Raw genomic sequence first — 16,190 nt, 5'->3', positions numbered from 1 at the left:
CGATTCTGGCGCCCCACGTGGGTGGGGAACACGGAAACCGATATGGGGGCCGCCTCCCAAGCCAGACCAATGGCAGACGGATTCGCCCGGCGGAACGTTCGCTCCCTGACGGCGGTGCTCTCGCTGGTCTCCATCGCGCTCGTTGTCGCCGCCGTCAGGGGCGCCGTCCCGGCGACGGTGCTCCCGCACGCTCCGTCGTGGTTCGTTGACGCGATTCCGACGCTGAACGCCTCCATCAGCGCCATCGCCATCGGCACCATCCTGCTGGGGTGGCGGGCGATTCGCCGCGGCGAGGTCGAGAAACACCGCGCGGCGATGGTGACGACGACGGCGCTGTTCGCCGCGTTCCTCGCGCTCTACCTCTACCGCATCGTCGTCCACGGCACCACCGAGTTCCCGGGCGACGGAGCGGTCTACACGTTCGTCTACCTCCCGGTTCTCGCCATCCACATCGGGTTGGCGCTGGTCGCCATCCCGCTGGTCTACTACGCGCTGTTGCTCGCGACCACGCGCCGTGTTCGGGAAATATACGACACCAACCACGCGAAGGTGGGCCGCGTCGCCGCGTCGCTGTGGCTCGTCTCCTTCGCCCTCGGAATCGTCGTCTACCTCCTGCTGTACGTCCTCAACTAGTCGTCGGCCGGCACGTCGACCTGGGGGCGCTTGGCGTCTCGGTCGGACGCTTCGCCCTCGACGTCGTAGGGGTACTCGCCGGTGACGCAGCCGGTGCAGAGGTCGGCCTCGGACTTCCCGATGGCCGAGGTGACGGCGTCGAGCGAGAGGTACGAGAGGCTGTCAGCGCCGATGACGTCGGCGATCTCCTCGGTCGTCTTGTCCGCCGCGATGAGCTCGTCGCGGGTCGCCATGTCGATGCCCATGTAGCAGGGCGCGTTGATGGGCGGCGCGCCGATGCGGACGTGGACCTCACTGGCGCCGGCCTCCCGAACCAGGTCGACGAGCTGCCCGCTCGTCGTCCCGCGGACGATGGAGTCGTCGATGATGGTGACCGCGCGGTCTTCGACGGTCGACTTGATGGGGTTGAGCTTCAGGCGGACCGCGCGCTCGCGGGCCTCCTGGGTGGGCATGATGAACGTCCGGCCGACGTAGCGGTTCTTCATCAGGCCCTCCGCGAACTCCACGTCCTCGCCGTCGTCCTGGGCCTCCTCGGCGTAGCCGGAGGCGAACGCGCGCCCGGAGTCGGGGACGGGCATCACGACGTCGCTCTCGACGCCGCCCTCCCGCCAGAGCTGTCGGCCGAGTTCGCGGCGCACCTCGTAGACGAGCTCCTCGTCGATGACGGAGTCCGGGCGCGCGAAGTAGACGTACTCGAAGAAGCAGTGGGCGGTGTTCGGTTCGTCGACGAGCTGGTAGGAGTCGAAGCCGGTGCCGTCCTCGTGGAGGACGACCAGTTCCCCGGGTTTCACGTCGCGGACGAGTTCGCCGCCGACCGTGTCGATGGCGGCTGACTCGCTGGCGAGGATGTAGCCGTCGTCGAGTTCGCCGAGCACGAGCGGCCGGTTCCCGAGCGGGTCGCGAACGCCCATGACGGTGTCGTCGTGCATGATGGTCAGCGAGTACGACCCATGGATGCGGTTCATCGTGGTCTGGACCGCGCGCACAAGGTCGGAGTCGAGGAGGTTGCGCGCCAGGTCGTGGGCGATGACTTCTGTGTCGCCGTCGCTCGTGAACGCGTGGCCGCTGGCCGCGAGGTCCGCGCGGATCTCGTCGGCGTTGACGAGGTTGCCGTTGTGGCTGAGGCCGAGCGCACCGCCCTTGAACGAGACGGAGAACGGCTGTGCGCAGGATTTGTCGACGCTCCCGGCGGTCGGGTAGCGGACGTGGCCGATGCCCGCGCTCCCGTGGAGCGATTCGACGTCGTCCTCGTCGAAGGCGTCGCCGACGAGCCCCATGCCGACGTGCTGGTGTTGCTGGAAGCCGTCGTGGGTGACGATCCCCGCGGACTCCTGGCCGCGGTGCTGGAGGGCGTACAGCGCGTAGTACGTGGGGAGGGCGGCCGCACGGTCCGACAGCGACACCCCGACGACGCCGCACTTCTCGGTCGGGTGGTCGAACTCGGGGCCGTCCTCGTGCCCGCGTGACATAGCTCCTCCTACCGCGCGCCACCCGGTAAACCTTCCGCAACCGTGTCGACCTCGCCGATAGCGCGACACGTTCTGTCCACGTACGTGCACAACGAGCGGTAGGGACGGTCGCGGCTCCGCTGCCGGAGCCACGGCTACGCGCTTCGAGAACCGCGGAGAGAAGGGTCGTTAGTTGTCGCCGGTCTTGCTCTGCCACTCGTAGCCACGGCGCTTCGCGGAGTTGCCGAAGCCACAGGACGAGCAGACCTTCTTCTTCGTGTGGTAGGACTTCTCGCCGCAGCGGCGGCACTTCGTGTGCGTCGTGATGTTCTTCTTCCCCTGGCTCGGGGTTCCAGCTCCCGTCATGGTTTGATGGTGACGACGTTGTCGCCACGGATAATGATTGTGTCTTCACCCTCCAGCACGATGTTCATGTGCTGGTCGTAGCCCGTCAGCACGCCCGTGAACTCCTCCCCGTCCTTGAGGCGGACCGTCACGGACTCCTCGAGGGATTCCTCCAACACGTCGAGTGGTCGGCCGCTCATACTCCTAGCGCATCGGGTCGCGTGCATAAGCGTACCGGACCGCTACTCAGAACTCCACGGCGAAGGAGTCTCGGGCGGCCTCGCGGTCCGCGAACGCCGCGAGCAGGTCGGCCGCGCCCCCCATGTCGTCTGTGTCGACGACCTCCGCGGGCGTGTGCATGTAGCGGTTCGGAATCCCCAGCGTGAGCGTCGGAATGCCGCCTCTGGCCGTGAAGAACGCGTCCGCGTCCGTCCCGGTCCTGATGCCGTCGGTCTCCACCTGCACGTCCACGTCCGCTGCTTCACCGGCGTCCAGCACGGCGCGAACGACGTTCGGGTGGTTCGACGCGCCACGACTCACCGTCGGGCCGTCGCCGAGTTCCACCTCGCTCGCGCGGTCGGCGGGGTAGGTCGGGTTGTCCGCAGCGTGGGTCACGTCGACGGCGACGAAGACGTCTGGTTCGAGGTCGAAGGCGACCATCTGGGCGCCCTTCGTCCCGAGTTCTTCCTGTACTGTGCTCACCGCGTGGACCGTGCAGTCGACGTCCCGCTCGACGGCCCGCCGCAGTCCCTCGGCGGCCACCCACGATCCCGTGCGGTTGTCCAGCGCGCGCCCGGCGAGTCGACTGCCGGCGAGGTCGTGGACGCCAGCCGCTGCCGTCGCCGGGTCCCCGACCGAGACGAGTTCGCGGGCGTGGTCGCCGTCCTCGGCCCCGATGTCGACGTGCTGCTCGGTCACGTCCGCGGCCTCGTCGTCGCCGCCGAAGCCGCGCAGGTGGACGGCTGTTTGCCCGATGACGCCGTTGACGGCGCCCTCGTCGGTGTGGATCTGGATCTGGGTCCCCTCGCTCACCGTGCCGTCGACGCCGCCGATGGGTTCGACGCGGAGGAAGCCGTCGTCGGCGATGCTCGCCACGATGAACCCGACCTCGTCGGCGTGGCCGGCGAACGCGAACGACGTCGCGTCCGGGTCGTCGCTCCCCTCGTAGGTGGCGACCGCGTTTCCGTAGGCGTCCGTCTGCACGTCGTCGGCGAACTCGGTGACGTACTCCACCCACACCCGCTGGGCCGCCGTCTCGAAGCCGGCGGGGCTCCGCGCGTCGAGGAGTCGGTCGAGGAACTCGCGTCGGTGCTCGTCCATAGGGTTCCTCCCCCGGCCGACGACAAGAATCCCGGGGAGATGGAGGCACACGTGGGGGACGGGCGACTGCCGCGAACGCGGCCGCCCCAACGGCTAAATGTCGTCTCCACCTACGTACGAGCATGGGAATCATCGAGTTCCACCTGCACGATCCTGACTTCGACTTCTCGCCGTCGATGAGCCGCGGTGGTAGCGAGGACGACGAGTCGTTCGACCTGGATACGGACTCCGAAGAGGACGAGGACGGCGGACTCGGGATGGGGGCGGTGGTCGCGCTCGTCGTCTTCGTCGGTCTCGCGGCGCTCGTCGGCATGCGGCGTCGGAGCGGTGGCGAGAGCAGCGAGAGCGACAAGGCGATCCAGATCCGCGAGTAACCCCCGGAAGGAATTTGGCCGTTCGGGCCGGACTAGCAGTATGAATATTCTCAAGAGCGTCCGCGCCGTCGCGGACGCGAGCGGCGACGGCGCCATCGACTGGGACGCGGTCGCTGACGCGGCCAAGTCCAGCACGGCGCCCGGCGACCTGCCCCAGTCCGGCGCCGAGCCCCAGGCGTACGCGGCCGACGTTCGCGACGCCCGTAGCCGCATCCGGGAGGTGTCGGGTGTCGACTTCGACGTCCCGGAGACCCTCGAACTCCAGAACCGCCACCACTGGATCGACGCGAACGTCGCCACGTTTCGCCGGGCGTTCGAACCGCTGAACGAGCGCGCGACGTTCCTGCCGGACCTCTCGCGCTCCATCAACACCGCGACGACGGCGGGCGCGCTCGCGTTCATCTCCCGGAACGTCCTCGGCCAGTACGACCCGCTGCTGCTGGCCGACGGCGAGCACGGCCTCTACTTCGTCCACCCGAACATCGTCCGCGTCGCCGACCAGCTAGACGTCGCCCTCCCGCGGTTCCGCCGCTGGATCGCGTTCCACGAGGTCACACACGCCGCCGAGTTCGGCGCCGCGCCGTGGCTCCCGGACTACCTCGAGGCCCGCCTGGAGGACGGAGTGGCGGCGCTCGCCGACGGCGACCTGAACCGCGAGGCGTTCCGCGAACTGAACGTCGCGATGACCGCCGTCGAGGGGTACGCCGAACTGCTGATGGACGAGGCCTTCGACGACGAGTACGACGACCTCCGGCGGAAGGTAGACGCGCGACGGAAGGGCGGCGGCCCGCTCGTCCGTCTCCTGAAGCGCGTGCTCGGGTTCCGACTCAAACGCGAGCAGTACGAGCGCGGCCGGGCGTTCTTCCAGGCCGTCGCCGCCGACCGCGGCCTCGAGGGGGCCTCGGTCGTCTGGGAGGGGCCCGAGTACCTCCCGACCGACGACGAACTGGGGGAACCCGCGCGCTGGCTGGCGCGGGTTCCGGCCTGACCGGAGCACGGGAGTTTTCCCCGCCCCGGTCGAACCTGCTCGCATGGACGTACGCGGCGAGCGCGAGTGCAAGGCGTGTGGGGCGCGCTGGTCGTACTTCGAGACGGGCAGCGTCGAGTGTCCCGAGTGTGGCAGTATGCGCAGCGTCGGCGTCGGCGAGCGCGCGACGCAGACGGACGGCAGAGCGGAACTCGACCTCACTGACGCCCGGAACGCGGCCGTCGACGACCTCCGGGGCGCGCTCGACCCCGCCGTCGACGCCTGCCGGGAGTACGTCCGCTCCCGCGGATTCATCGCAGGTGGCGAACTCCTCGACCTGGACGACACCTATCTCGGGGCCCAGGAGCTCCGCCGCGCGGCGGTGTTCGTCGGCGGCGCGATGCGCGTCGACGAGGCGGAGACGCGCTACCTGCTCGCGCTCCTCAACGGCGCGGACAGCGGCGAACGCCCCAAACCGGCGGACGTCCCCGAGTCGATGCGGGCGGCCCGCGGCCTCGCGTACGCGGCGGCGGTGGGCGCCTACCGGGTGGACATCAGGGCCTACTGCGACGACGCGGTGCCCGACCCGGAGCGCGGCCTCCTCGACCGACTCCGCGACCACGTGAAACGCGTGAAGGCCCTGGACGGCGACGTGAACCCAGAGGACAGCGAGCGCCTCGTGCTCGCGGCTCGCGCCATCGGGGACTCGCTCAGCGGCGACGACAGCGGCGTCGAGCGAGCGCGAACACACCTCGACCGCCTCGGGTAGGCCGACACAGAAACAGTACGTAGCGGGGTCAGCAGCTGCACAGCCGCTCTTGAGTTAGTCCGTCGCCGTACGCGAGCGCTCAGGGGAGGGAGACGTCCACGCCGTGCTGTTCGCCTGCGGCCTTCACGGTGTTGTAGAGCAGCATCGCGCGGGTCATGGGGCCGACGCCGCCGGGGACGGGGGTGATCGCGCTCGCTTTCTCCCTGGCGCTCTCGAAGTCGATGTCGCCGGTGAGCCGGTACCCCTTCTCGTTGTCGGCGTCCACGCGGTTGATGCCGACGTCGATGACGACACAGCCGTCCGAGAGCATCGGACCGTCGATGAGGTCCTCGACGCCGACGGCGGAGACGACGATGTCGGCACGGCGCGTGTGGGCGGCGAGGTCCTCGGTCCTGCTGTGACAGAGCGTGACTGTGGCGTTGGCGCCCGGCGCCTTCTGGATAAGGAGGTTGGCGAGTGGCTTGCCGACGATCTTCGAGCGGCCGACGACGACGACGTCCTTCCCCTCCGGGTCGATGCCCTCGCTCTCGAGGAGCTTCTGGATGCCGTGGGGCGTGCAGGGTTTGAACCGGGGGTTGCCGCCGACGAGTTTGCCGACGTTCTCGGGGTGGAAGGCGTCGACGTCCTTGCGCGGGGCGACGGCCGAGAGCACGCGCTCCTCGTCGACGTGGTCCGGCGTCGGGTCCTGGACGAGGATGCCGTGGACGTCCTCGCGGGCGTTGAGCTCCTCAACGGTGTCGAACAGTTCCTCGGCGGGCGCGTCGGAGTCGATACGCACGTCCTCGGTGCCCATCCCGAGTTCCTCGCAGTCCCGCTGTTTCATCGAGACGTACGTCGCGCTGGCCTGCTTGTCGTTCATCAGGACGGTCGCGAGCGTCGGCGTGACGCCGGCGTCTTTCAGCGTCGCCACGCCGTCCTCGAGGCCCGCGCGGACCTCGGCGGCCACTGCGTTCCCGTCGATGACGTTCGTCATTACCAGTAAGTGGGCGGCCCGCGTCCTTCAACATTCGGGTTCGTGCTCAACTCCGCAGTGATACACACAGATATAACCACGTTCTTGGGGGTAGAGCGCGGATTTCGGGGATGGGTTGATGGCCGTGGCGCGCAAACTGTCACCGGATGCGTCTCGAACCGCCCGCGTCGCTCGTGGACTGGGGTGTCCTCGGCGCCGTGACCGTCCTGCTCGCGACTGGCGTCGCCAGCCTGTTCGCAGCGACGCCGCGCCTGGCGTGGGTGTACGGCGTGCACGCGGCGGCGGGCATCGGCCTCCCGGTCCTGCTGTTTTGGAAACTCCGCCGGGTCCGGAGCCGTCTCAGGCCCGGGAACTGGACCGCCGGGACGGTGGCGAGCGTCGGCGCGCTCGTCCTCACGCTCGCGGCGCTCGTGACGGGGCTCTACTGGGCGCTCGGAAGCGGCTTCTCCGTCGGGCCGACGACCGGACTCACCGTCCACGCCGTCCTCGGTCTGCTCGTCGTCCTGCCGCTGCTCGTCCACCTCGCCGTCCGCTTCCGACCGCCCCGCACGGACGTCGACGCCGCGCGTCGCGCCGCTGTCGGCTACTCCGTCGTCGCGGCCGTGGGTCTCGCGGGCTTCGACGCCCGCAAACGGCTCTCCGCGGCGTTCGGTACCCTCGGCCGGTTCACTGGCAGCAAGCACGTCGGCGGTGAGGGAAACGACTTCCCGGAGACGTCGTGGGTCGCCGACGACCCCGGCCCCGTGGACACGGACGAGTGGACGCTCGCCGTCGAGGGCGCCCTCGAACGCCGCGTCGAGTACGGCTACGACGACGTCGCGCCCGACGACTCGGCCGAAGCGCTACTGGACTGCACGAGCGGCTGGTACGCGACCAGGGAGTGGCGGGGCGTCAGAGTGGGCCGCCTGCTCGACGACGCGGGCCCCACGGAGGACGCCGGCTGGGTGACCTTCGAGTCTGTCACGGGCTACCGGTGGACGCTCCCGCTGGCTGAAGCCCGCGACGCGCTGCTCGCCACGCACGTCGGCGGCGAACCGCTGTCCTACGGTCACGGCTTCCCGCTGCGTCTCGTCGCGCCCGGGCGCCGCGGCTTCCAGTGGGTGAAGTGGGTGGATAGAATCGAGGTGAAGACCGCGCCCGACTACGGCCAGTGGGTCGCCATCTTCACGAGCGGTTTCGAGTAGCCGCCCGGGAGCGACCGCTCGCTACTCGTACAGCGGGTACTCGTTCGTGAGGTCCTCGACGGTCGCCGCGACCTCCGCGTACACCTCGCCGTCGCCGACGTTGTCGATGACCTTCGCGATGCAGTCCCCGACCGTCTCCATCGCCTCGGCGTCGAAGCCGCGGGTGGTGAGCGCGGGCGTGCCGGCGCGGATGCCAGACGGGTCGAACGCCGACCGGGACTCGTCCGGGACGGTGTTCGCGTTCAGCACGATCCCGACCTCCTCGAGTTCGTCCTCGGCGTCACCGCCCGAGATGTCCGGGTGGGAGTCCCGGAGATCGACGAGCACGAGGTGGGTATCGGTGCCGCCCGAGACCAGCGAGAAGCCGTGGTCCTGGAGGGTCTCACCGAGCACTTTCGCGTTCTCGACGACCTGTTCGGCGTAGTCCTCGAACTCCGGCTGGAGGGCCTCCTTGAAGCCGACGGCCTTCCCCGCGATGTTGTGCATCAGGGGGCCGCCCTGTGCGCCCGGGAAGATGGCCGAGTCGACGTCGTCGGCGTACTCCTCGTCGCACATGATGATGCCGCCGCGGCCCGCGCGGATGGTCTTGTGCGTCGACCCGGTGACGAAGTCCGCGACGCCGACCGGGGAGGCGTGTTCGCCCGTCGCGACGAGGCCGGTGATGTGGGCGATGTCCGCCGTGTGGAGCGCGCCGACGGCGTCCGCTGCCTCCTGGATGCGCTCCCACTCGACCTCCCGGGGGTACGCGGAGAACCCGGAGACGATCATGTCCGGTTCGAACTCCTCGGCGATCTCGTGGAGGGAGTCGTAGTCGAGGCGGCCCGTCTCCGGGTCGACCTCGTACTGCTCGACCTCGTACAGCTGCCCAGCGAAGTTCGCCGGGTGGCCGTGGCTCAGGTGGCCGCCGTGCGTGAGGTCCAGGGAGAGAATCTTGTCGCCGGGGTCGAGCGTCGCGAAGTAGACGCCCATGTTCGCGGACGACCCGCTGTGGGGCTGGACGTTGACGTGGTCGGCACCGAACAGCTCCTTCGCGCGGTCGATGGCGAGGGTCTCGACGTCGTCGGCGAACTCGCAGCCGCCGTAGTAGCGTTTGCCGGGGTAGCCCTCGGCGTACTTGTTCGTGAGTTCGCTGCCCTGGGCCTCCAGGACGGCCTCGCTGACGTGGTTCTCGCTGGCGATCATCGCGAGCGTACCGTTCTGGCGCTCCCGTTCGCCCACGAGCGCGTCCGCGACGGCCGGGTCTACCTCCCGGACATCCTCGTAGCTCATGTCTCAACAGGCCGTCGCGCGAGGCATAAGTCTACCGAGCGCCCACCGTCGGGCACTAAATTCACGAACATCCCTCGACAGAAATATATGCCCCGCAGTCAACCTGTTCGGTGAGTGAACGGGTGGACGCGAACGGGCACTGGGCTGCGTATCGGTGACAGCGTCAGTGACGTCGAAGTTCGCGCCCCGGACTGGAAACCCGTCGACGCCGAGTGGTCAGGAACTGAACCTGTCGACGGACACGCTGTCGGCGTCGTCAGTCGACTCTCGCTGCCGGCTGGCGTCACCACAGCCCGGAACGCCGAGACTGGCGAGCGGACGGCGCTCGCCCTCACTGGACGGACGCGACTCGACGCGGGCGAGTACGTTCTCGACGCGTCGCCGGCCGTCGAACTGGTCGTGCGCCTCGAGGCCCCGGCAGTCCTCGAACGCGATGACGCCCTGCGTGTCGAGTTCGATGACCCGACGCGCGTGGCCGTGGGCTTCCGGACCGCCACGCGCGCACCCACCGAGACGGTCACCATCCCGAAGACGCTGGAGGGCGTCGCCACGGCCATCACGCACGCGGCCTCCGCCCACCGCGTCACCACGCCCGACCGGACGGCCCGCTTGATGCGGCGCCACCCTCCGGAGTTCGAGTTCGGTGACGCTCTCGACATCCCGGCCACTGTCGTAGAGGAGACGCCAGACACGGGCATCGAGTTCGTCGTTCCGCGGTCGCTCCGCTCGCTGTTCGTGGCCGCGCCCCTCGCCTACTACCTCGGCGCCAGCGTGAGCGTCGAGTCGGGCGCGACGCCGCGACTGCGCGCCACCTCGACGGGCGTCAACCACCCCTTCGAGTCACTGGCGACCGACGCCCCGGAGACGCTGGCGCGAGTCTTCTGGCTGGACTGCCTCGCCCGGACCACGGGGCCGCGGGGGGAGTGTGAACTCGCGGAGCGAGACGTGCTCGCGAGCCTCGATTTCGACCCGGCGACCGCCTACGCGGCGTCGCCGGCCGAGCGTCTGCGGACCTACCTGGACGTCCCGTTCGGGCGCGTGGCTGACCGGTTCCCGGAGTGGCACCTCTCGATGCACGTCGCCCCCAACCTCGAGCACGTCCAGACGCTCCCGTTCCTGCTCGACCGACTCGCCGTCGTCTACCCGCCCGAGACCGCGGAACTCGAGAAGCGGGAGCTGATGGAGCGGTCGCTGGACGACTTCTACCGCGGCGCGCCCGGACCGGTCGCCACCGTCGAGATGCTGAAACCAAAGGAGCGACCCGGGCGCGCCCAGGGGTGGCTCGCCGACGGCACCCCCATCGACGTGTTCAAGACGCTCCCGGAGGCCTACCGAAACCACCTCCGCTACCTCGACAGGCCGGACGAAGGGATGTCGGTCGCCGTCGTGCTGAACGACCGGAGCATGGCGGGCGAACACGACGCTGTCGCGGACATCTACCGCGACCGGGCGGAGTCGCTGCCGATGGACGTGGCGCTGTACGACGGGCTGACGCGGGCGGAACTCGCCGACGTGCTCGTCGACCACCACGAGTTCGTCCACTACGTCGGCCACTGCGAGGTGAGCGGCCTGCGCTGCGCGGACGGCACCCTCTCCGTCTCGGAGCTCCCGGAGACGAACGTCGAGACGTTCTTCCTCAACGCCTGTGGCTCCTACTACGAGGGACTGGACCTCGTCAAGAAGGGAAGCGTGGCTGGCGCGGTGACGTTCCGGAAGGTCCTCGACGAACAGGCCGCGAAGGTGGGGACCGCGTTCGCCCGCCTGCTCGTCCACGGCTTCCCCATCGAGACGGCGCTCCGCCTGGCCCGCCGACGCATCCGCATGGGCAAGGACTACGCCGTCGTCGGCGACGGGATGCAGACGCTCTCCCGAACGGACGCGGAGAACGCACTCGTCGCCCACGTCACCAGCCGGCCCGACGACTACCACGTCTCCTGGGAGCAACTCGCTGGCGACGGCCACGGCGGGAGCTACGCTGTCGCCGCCGACGCGGAGAACCCACCGAGGCTCTGTGGCAACCCCACCGCTTTGGCGGCGTCGGCGGCCGACCTCGCCGCGTGGTTCGACGGCGCCGACCACCCGGTCATCGTCGACGGGGAGTTCTACTGGGCCGACGAGGCAGCCACCCTCCTCGCCGATAAAAACCACACCCGCGAGACCGGGAATTTCGGGGAGTAAGCCCGTCATACTGCCGTTTTACACTCGCCTCTTCCGGTAAAATTAAATACCCTGGATACCTATACGCAGCCATAGATGCCATCGAATCTTCTCGGCACGAACGTCGAAGACGTCTTCGAGGCCGTCTTCGCGGCCGAACCCGACGAGCTGTTCGTCGTCAACCCCGCGGGGAGCGCCGTCGAACAGTTAGTCGACGCCGCGAACGCCTTCGACGGCGACCTGCCGTCGATTCGCCTGCTCGGCGACGAACGAACGCTCAAGGACGTCATGGACGACTTCATCGTGGCGAGCAACACCGCCAATCTCGTCGAAGCCGGCGACCTCGAACTCCGCGTGCTCGGCGACGACGCCCGGAGCTCGATGCTTGTCACCGAGGACCGGACGGTCGCGCTCCTCGAGGCGGGCGGCCTCGTCGGCGGCCTCGCCACTGACGACGCCGAGTTCACCGGGACGGCCTACGAATCCATCACCACCGACTGGGAGGGCGCCGAGCCGTTCAACCTCCGCACGCCGGCCATCGACCGCGTCCGCCAGACGCTGAACGACGAGATCAGCCCGGACGTCGAGGAGGACTTCAGCGGCGTCCTCGCGTCGATGGAGACTGCCCGCGGCGACGGTGACGGGCTCGACGAGGTCACCGTCAGCCTGCTCGTCGCGGCGAAGAACCGCGAACTGCTCTACGACATCAGCAAGTGGGGCGAGGACGTCGGCATCGCCTCGAAGGCGACGTTCTCCCGCACGAAGACGAAGCTCGAGGACCTCGGCCTCATCGACACCGAGAAGGTTCCCATCGACGTCGGCCGCCCGCGACTCCGCCTGAAGCTGGCGGACGACCGCCTCGCCGACGCACCGCCCGCGGAACTCGCGAACGTCGCGCAGTCGATGCTCACGTAGACCGGCTCCCACTACCGAATCCCGTACTGTTTTCCCGTCCTCGCGCCTCCCAGTAGCCATGCTCCCGGAGGACCCGCAGTGACCGTCGCCGTCGTCGGCGACGGCCCCGCAGTTGACGCCGTCCGCGCTGCACTCGGCGACGTGGACGCGACCGTCGAATCGACCGACGTCTCCGGTGTCGCGGACGCCGCGCTCGGTGTCGTGGTCGGCGTCGCCGGCGCCGGCGGCTTCCGCGCCGCGAACGACCACGCACTGGCCGGCGACACGCCGCTCGTCACCGTCGAAGTCGGCGGACTGGGCGGCCACCCGCTAGCTGGCGTGCACGCCGGCGTCGCCGTCCTCGCACCCGACGGCCCCTGCTTCGACTGTCTCGCCAGGCGGGTCGCGGCGACCGACCAGCAGCCGGCCGAGTCGCCGACCGCCGACCGGTCGGCGGTCCGCCTCGCGGGCGCCCACGCCGGCCGCCTCGCCGCCGACGCGCTCCGCGGGAACGCCCGCCCCGGAACGGTCCTCGAACTCCCGTACGTCGAACGCTTCGTCGCGCCCGTCCCGCACTGCGACTGCGGCGACGCAACCGACGACGCGCTCCGCCGCGGCGGCGAGGACCGCTCGCTCGACGAGGCGCTCGCGGCAGCCGAACCGCTCGTCGACGACCGGGTCGGCCTGCTCACCGCGGTCGGCGAGCGCGAGTCGTTCCCCGCGCCCTACTACCTCGCCGCAGTGAGCGACACCTCGGGGTTCAGCGACGCCGAGGCCGCGGCCCAGTCCGCTGGTGTCGACGTCGACTGGGACGCCGCCTACATGAAGGCCGTTGGCGAGGGCCTCGAACGGTACAGCGCGGGGGTCTACCGCGAATCGGAGTTCCAGTCCCATCCGCCGGACCACCCGGACGCCGTCGCCCCCGACCAGTTCGTCCGGCCGGACGACGCTACGACTCCCGCGGAACTCGACTGGATGCGCGGCGAACACCTTCAGTCCGGGGAGGAGGCGCTCCTGCCCACCGACCGCGTCGTCTTCCCACCACCGGAGGACTCGACAGGGCCGTCCATCACGACCGGCCTCGGCCTCGGCAACTCCGGGCGCGAGGCGCTGCTCTCGGGACTCTACGAGACGGTCGAGCGCGACGCCACGATGCTCTCGTGGTACTCCACGTTCGACCCGCTGGGCCTCGCCGTCGAAGACGACGGCTTCGCGGAACTCGCCAAACACGCCCACGCCGAGAACCTCTCCGTCACCCCGCTTCTCTGCACGCAGGACGTAGATGTCCCCGTGGTCGCCGTCGCCGTCCACCGCGACGAGTGGCCGCGCTTCGCCGCGGGGTCGGCCGCCGACCTCGACCCCGAGGCCGCCGCGCGCTCCGCGCTCGCCGAGGCGCTCCAGAACTGGATGGAACTGCGCGCTATCGGCCGCGAGGACGCCCCCGACGAGGACGGCGCCATCGGGAAGTACGCCGACTTCCCCCGCGACGTCCGCGGGTTCGTCGACCCCGAGACCACCATCCCGGCCACGGACGTCGGCCCCGCCGACGCCCCCACTGGCGACGCCGAACTCGAGGCCGTCATCGACGCGCTCGCCGACGCCGACCTCGACGCCTACGCCGCCCGCCTCACCACCCGCGACGTCGAACAGGCCGGCTTCGAGGCCGTCCGCGTCCTCGTCCCCGAGGCCCAACCGCTGTTCGTCAGCCAGTCGTTCTTCGGCCAGCGCGCCCGTGACGTGCCCCGTGAGCTGGGTTTCCAGGCTCGCCTGGACAGACCGTTCCACCCGTTCCCATAGGACCTTTTGCGCTGCGGGCTGGCTTCGCCAGCCCTCGGCAAAAGCTCCGCCAAAAGCACTCCTCCCTCGCTTCACTTCGTTCGTTCGCGGAGTGAATCGCGGCCCTACCGGGCTCTTCGAGCCGTTCGGGCCGCGAATGCTACCAGCAGTATGAACAGTCAGTGGACAAGCGTTCGAGCGTCGAGTGGTTCGGAGAACCCGAAACGCTCGATTCACTCCGCGAGTGTAGCGAGCGGAGGCCGACGAGCGACCATCGGGAGCGAGGAGTGCTTTTTCCCTAAGTTTTTGCCGAGCGGGGGTCGCCGGAGGCGACCCCCCGCAGAGCAAAAAGTGGGTTTACAGTAGCCCGCCAACCGTCGCGCCGTCGGCGATGGAGTGGGGGACAGTGAGCGGGGTGACGCTGACCTCGTTGTCGACGCAGGCGGGGCGGTCGGTCCCGGCGGGGTCCGAGACGTCGCGGTCGAGGAACTCGTGCCAGAAGCGGTCCTCGACGTTCACGCCGTTCTCGGTGAACTCGGCGCGGAGTTCGTACTCCTCGGTGGGGCGGGTGACGCGCTTGACCGGGTCGTCGGCGTGTTCGGTAGCGGGCGCGTTCACGGAGAGATAGTCGGCGGTGGGGAGGAGGTCGCCGTCGACGAACGCGGGGAGCACGTCGGCGACGGCGTTAGCGGGGAGTTCGAACTGGTCGTACTCCGGTTCCCAGTCACCCGCCGGGTCGAACGCCCAGTCGTACATCGAGGCCGCGACGGCGGGGTAGCCGAGGAAGGAGGCCTCCATCGCGGCGCCGATGGTGCCCGAGCGCGCGAGGATGTGCGCGCCGAGGTTCGGCCCGTCGTTGCACCCGGAGACGACGACGTCCGGGGTGACGTCGAGACCGGCGACGGCGAGCGCGACGCAGTCGGCGGGTGTGCCGTCGACGGCGTAGCCGACGTCGCGTTCGTCGTAGTCGAACTCCTGGAACGTCCGCGTCTGCCCGGTGCCGGACTGCTCGTCGGCCGGCGCGACGACGGTGACGTCGTGGTCCGCGCTCAAGCGGTCGTAGAGCGCGCGGATGCCGGGGGCGTCGATGCCGTCGTCGTTGGTCAGGAGGACGGACAGTGGGTCGCTCATGGTCGTCGTTGCGTGTCGGCGACAGTATGCGTTCCGGAAGCAGGTCCCGGGAGGGAGGCAGTTGCGCTGTCGTTCGAGGGGGCGGCTTTATTGTGGGGTGGCGTCACCGTCCGCCATGCTCGAAGCGTGGTTCCTCGACGTCGCGGGAACCGACCCAATCGTGCAGGCGCTGGTCGCAGGGGTCGTCATCGCCGGCATGAACCTGTTCGGCGCGCTGCTCGTGGTGGTGTGGCGGAACCCCTCTCAGCGCTCGCTGGACGCCGCGCTCGGCTTCGCTGCGGGGGTGATGCTCGCGGCGAGTTTCACGAGCCTCATCATCCCCGGTATCGAGTTCGGCGGCGAGAACGGGTTGCTGGAGGTCATCGCGGGCATCGCCATCGGCGTCGCGCTGCTGGACCGCGCGGACCGCTGGGTGCCCCACGTGCACGTGCTCATCACGGGCCGCGAGCGCGCCGACCAGACCATCTCGCAGGCCGACCTGGCGCCACTCCTCCTGTTCATCGTCGCCATCACCATCCACAACATGCCCGAGGGACTCGCCGTCGGCGTCGGGTTCGGCAGCGGGAACGTCGGCGAGGGGCTGGCGCTGATGCTCGCCATCGGTGTCCAGAACATCCCGGAGGGGTTGGCCGTCTCCGTCGCGGCCGTGAACGCGGGCTTCGACCGGACGACGTACGCCGCCCTCACGGGCGTCCGGGCGGGGCTCGTGGAGATTCCGATGGTGCTGCTCGGCGCGTGGGCAGTCAGCGTCTCCGGCGCCATCCTCCCGTACGCGATGGGGTTCGCGGCGGGCGGAATGCTGTTCGTCATCAGCGACGAGATCGTCCCCGAGACCCACTCGAACGGCCACGAGCGGGTCGCGACGCTGGGACTCATGGCAGGCGTGGTCGTGATGCTCTATCTGGACGTGAGCCTCGCCTGACTCTGTCGGGGCAACGATAGCGGCGGCT

The 16,190-nt window shown here is 69.5% G+C and carries 16 protein-coding genes; 9 read left to right on the top strand and 7 right to left on the bottom strand.

The features are described 5' to 3' along the window. Positions 1–69 precede the first annotated feature (69 nt). Positions 70–633, top strand: a complete 564-nt coding sequence (locus HALDL1_12295; GenBank protein AHG04286.1) for a hypothetical protein — start codon at positions 70–72, stop codon at positions 631–633. Here HALDL1_12295 and HALDL1_12290 read toward each other — a convergent pair. The 4 genes from HALDL1_12290 to HALDL1_12275 all read right to left on the bottom strand — a co-directional run bounded on the left by HALDL1_12290 (position 630) and on the right by HALDL1_12275 (position 3,746). Then, positions 630–2,102: an amidophosphoribosyltransferase gene (locus HALDL1_12290; protein ID AHG04285.1), complete on the bottom strand. Its 1,473-nt coding sequence runs from the start codon at positions 2,100–2,102 to the stop codon at positions 630–632. The genes HALDL1_12295 and HALDL1_12290 overlap by 4 nt on opposite strands. A gap of 168 nt (positions 2,103–2,270) precedes the next feature. Continuing rightward, positions 2,271–2,447 (bottom strand): 50S ribosomal protein L37, encoded by a 177-nt coding sequence (locus HALDL1_12285; GenBank protein ID AHG04284.1) that lies wholly within the window; start codon positions 2,445–2,447, stop codon positions 2,271–2,273. Then, complete coding sequence (locus tag HALDL1_12280) at positions 2,444–2,626, bottom strand: snRNP (GenBank protein AHG04283.1); 183 nt, start codon at positions 2,624–2,626, stop codon at positions 2,444–2,446. Before HALDL1_12280 ends, HALDL1_12285 begins: the two co-directional genes overlap by 4 nt. Positions 2,627–2,672: 46 nt before the next feature. Next, entirely contained in the window at positions 2,673–3,746 is a 1,074-nt protein-coding gene (locus tag HALDL1_12275) for an endoglucanase (GenBank protein AHG04282.1), read from the bottom strand. Between the two features lie 122 nt (positions 3,747–3,868). Here HALDL1_12275 and HALDL1_12270 point away from each other — a divergent pair, with 122 nt between their 5' ends. The 3 genes from HALDL1_12270 to HALDL1_12260 are packed head-to-tail and all read left to right on the top strand — an operon-like array spanning position 3,869 to position 5,856. Continuing rightward, positions 3,869–4,120 carry a hypothetical protein gene (locus HALDL1_12270; GenBank protein ID AHG05332.1) on the top strand — a complete coding sequence of 84 codons (252 nt, stop codon included), beginning with the start codon at positions 3,869–3,871 and terminating at the stop codon, positions 4,118–4,120. A 40-nt stretch (positions 4,121–4,160) separates the two neighbouring features. After that, complete coding sequence (locus tag HALDL1_12265) at positions 4,161–5,108, top strand: hypothetical protein (protein ID AHG04281.1); 948 nt, start codon at positions 4,161–4,163, stop codon at positions 5,106–5,108. A gap of 43 nt (positions 5,109–5,151) precedes the next feature. Beyond that, positions 5,152–5,856, top strand: a complete 705-nt coding sequence (locus tag HALDL1_12260) for a hypothetical protein (protein AHG04280.1) — start codon at positions 5,152–5,154, stop codon at positions 5,854–5,856. Between the two features lie 79 nt (positions 5,857–5,935). On the opposite strand, the gene HALDL1_12255 is transcribed toward HALDL1_12260, so the two are convergent. Then, a complete protein-coding gene (locus HALDL1_12255) occupies positions 5,936–6,829 on the bottom strand; it encodes a bifunctional 5,10-methylene-tetrahydrofolate dehydrogenase/ 5,10-methylene-tetrahydrofolate cyclohydrolase (GenBank protein ID AHG04279.1) in 894 nt (297 codons plus the stop codon). Positions 6,830–6,975: 146 nt separating this feature from the next. Between HALDL1_12255 and HALDL1_12250 the strand changes: the two genes are divergently transcribed. Further along, positions 6,976–8,013 carry a sulfite oxidase gene (locus HALDL1_12250; protein ID AHG04278.1) on the top strand — a complete coding sequence of 346 codons (1,038 nt, stop codon included), beginning with the start codon at positions 6,976–6,978 and terminating at the stop codon, positions 8,011–8,013. A 21-nt stretch (positions 8,014–8,034) separates the two neighbouring features. Here the strand turns inward: HALDL1_12250 and glyA are convergent, their stop codons facing one another. Then, positions 8,035–9,282 carry a serine hydroxymethyltransferase gene (glyA, locus tag HALDL1_12245; protein AHG04277.1) on the bottom strand — a complete coding sequence of 416 codons (1,248 nt, stop codon included), beginning with the start codon at positions 9,280–9,282 and terminating at the stop codon, positions 8,035–8,037. A gap of 114 nt (positions 9,283–9,396) precedes the next feature. Between glyA and HALDL1_12240 the strand changes: the two genes are divergently transcribed. The 3 genes from HALDL1_12240 to HALDL1_12230 all read left to right on the top strand — a co-directional run bounded on the left by HALDL1_12240 (position 9,397) and on the right by HALDL1_12230 (position 14,130). Further along, the gene (locus tag HALDL1_12240; protein ID AHG04276.1) at positions 9,397–11,460 is read left to right on the top strand and encodes a hypothetical protein; all 2,064 of its coding nucleotides are present in this window, start codon (positions 9,397–9,399) and stop codon (positions 11,458–11,460) included. Positions 11,461–11,535: 75 nt separating this feature from the next. Beyond that, positions 11,536–12,354 carry a hypothetical protein gene (locus HALDL1_12235; protein AHG04275.1) on the top strand — a complete coding sequence of 273 codons (819 nt, stop codon included), beginning with the start codon at positions 11,536–11,538 and terminating at the stop codon, positions 12,352–12,354. A 78-nt stretch (positions 12,355–12,432) separates the two neighbouring features. Beyond that, positions 12,433–14,130 (top strand): biosynthesis docking scaffold protein, SagD family, encoded by a 1,698-nt coding sequence (locus tag HALDL1_12230; GenBank protein AHG04274.1) that lies wholly within the window; start codon positions 12,433–12,435, stop codon positions 14,128–14,130. A gap of 336 nt (positions 14,131–14,466) precedes the next feature. On the opposite strand, the gene HALDL1_12225 is transcribed toward HALDL1_12230, so the two are convergent. After that, complete coding sequence (locus HALDL1_12225; GenBank protein ID AHG04273.1) at positions 14,467–15,240, bottom strand: 5'-nucleotidase; 774 nt, start codon at positions 15,238–15,240, stop codon at positions 14,467–14,469. A 115-nt stretch (positions 15,241–15,355) separates the two neighbouring features. On the opposite strand from HALDL1_12225, the gene HALDL1_12220 reads away from it, so the two are divergent. Then, positions 15,356–16,162, top strand: coding sequence for a zinc permease (locus tag HALDL1_12220; protein ID AHG04272.1), 807 nt, complete (start codon positions 15,356–15,358; stop codon positions 16,160–16,162). Positions 16,163–16,190 lie beyond the last annotated feature (28 nt).

Source organism: Halobacterium sp. DL1, assembly GCA_000230955.3.
GTDB lineage: Archaea > Halobacteriota > Halobacteria > Halobacteriales > Halobacteriaceae > Halobacterium.
Note: the sequence above shows the minus strand (reverse complement) of the source record. Positions and strands in the feature narration are given on the sequence as shown.

Coding starts and splice junctions, on each gene's coding strand:
- glyA (AHG04277.1), bottom strand. CDS start 9,282: ATGAGCTACGAGGATGTCCGGGAGGTAGACCCGGCCGTCGCGGACGCG.
- HALDL1_12285 (AHG04284.1), bottom strand. CDS start 2,447: ATGACGGGAGCTGGAACCCCGAGCCAGGGGAAGAAGAACATCACGACG.
- HALDL1_12250 (AHG04278.1), top strand. CDS start 6,976: ATGCGTCTCGAACCGCCCGCGTCGCTCGTGGACTGGGGTGTCCTCGGC.
- HALDL1_12255 (AHG04279.1), bottom strand. CDS start 6,829: ATGACGAACGTCATCGACGGGAACGCAGTGGCCGCCGAGGTCCGCGCG.
- HALDL1_12275 (AHG04282.1), bottom strand. CDS start 3,746: ATGGACGAGCACCGACGCGAGTTCCTCGACCGACTCCTCGACGCGCGG.
- HALDL1_12265 (AHG04281.1), top strand. CDS start 4,161: ATGAATATTCTCAAGAGCGTCCGCGCCGTCGCGGACGCGAGCGGCGAC.
- HALDL1_12280 (AHG04283.1), bottom strand. CDS start 2,626: ATGAGCGGCCGACCACTCGACGTGTTGGAGGAATCCCTCGAGGAGTCC.
- HALDL1_12260 (AHG04280.1), top strand. CDS start 5,152: ATGGACGTACGCGGCGAGCGCGAGTGCAAGGCGTGTGGGGCGCGCTGG.
- HALDL1_12235 (AHG04275.1), top strand. CDS start 11,536: ATGCCATCGAATCTTCTCGGCACGAACGTCGAAGACGTCTTCGAGGCC.
- HALDL1_12270 (AHG05332.1), top strand. CDS start 3,869: ATGGGAATCATCGAGTTCCACCTGCACGATCCTGACTTCGACTTCTCG.
- HALDL1_12225 (AHG04273.1), bottom strand. CDS start 15,240: ATGAGCGACCCACTGTCCGTCCTCCTGACCAACGACGACGGCATCGAC.
- HALDL1_12295 (AHG04286.1), top strand. CDS start 70: ATGGCAGACGGATTCGCCCGGCGGAACGTTCGCTCCCTGACGGCGGTG.
- HALDL1_12220 (AHG04272.1), top strand. CDS start 15,356: ATGCTCGAAGCGTGGTTCCTCGACGTCGCGGGAACCGACCCAATCGTG.
- HALDL1_12290 (AHG04285.1), bottom strand. CDS start 2,102: ATGTCACGCGGGCACGAGGACGGCCCCGAGTTCGACCACCCGACCGAG.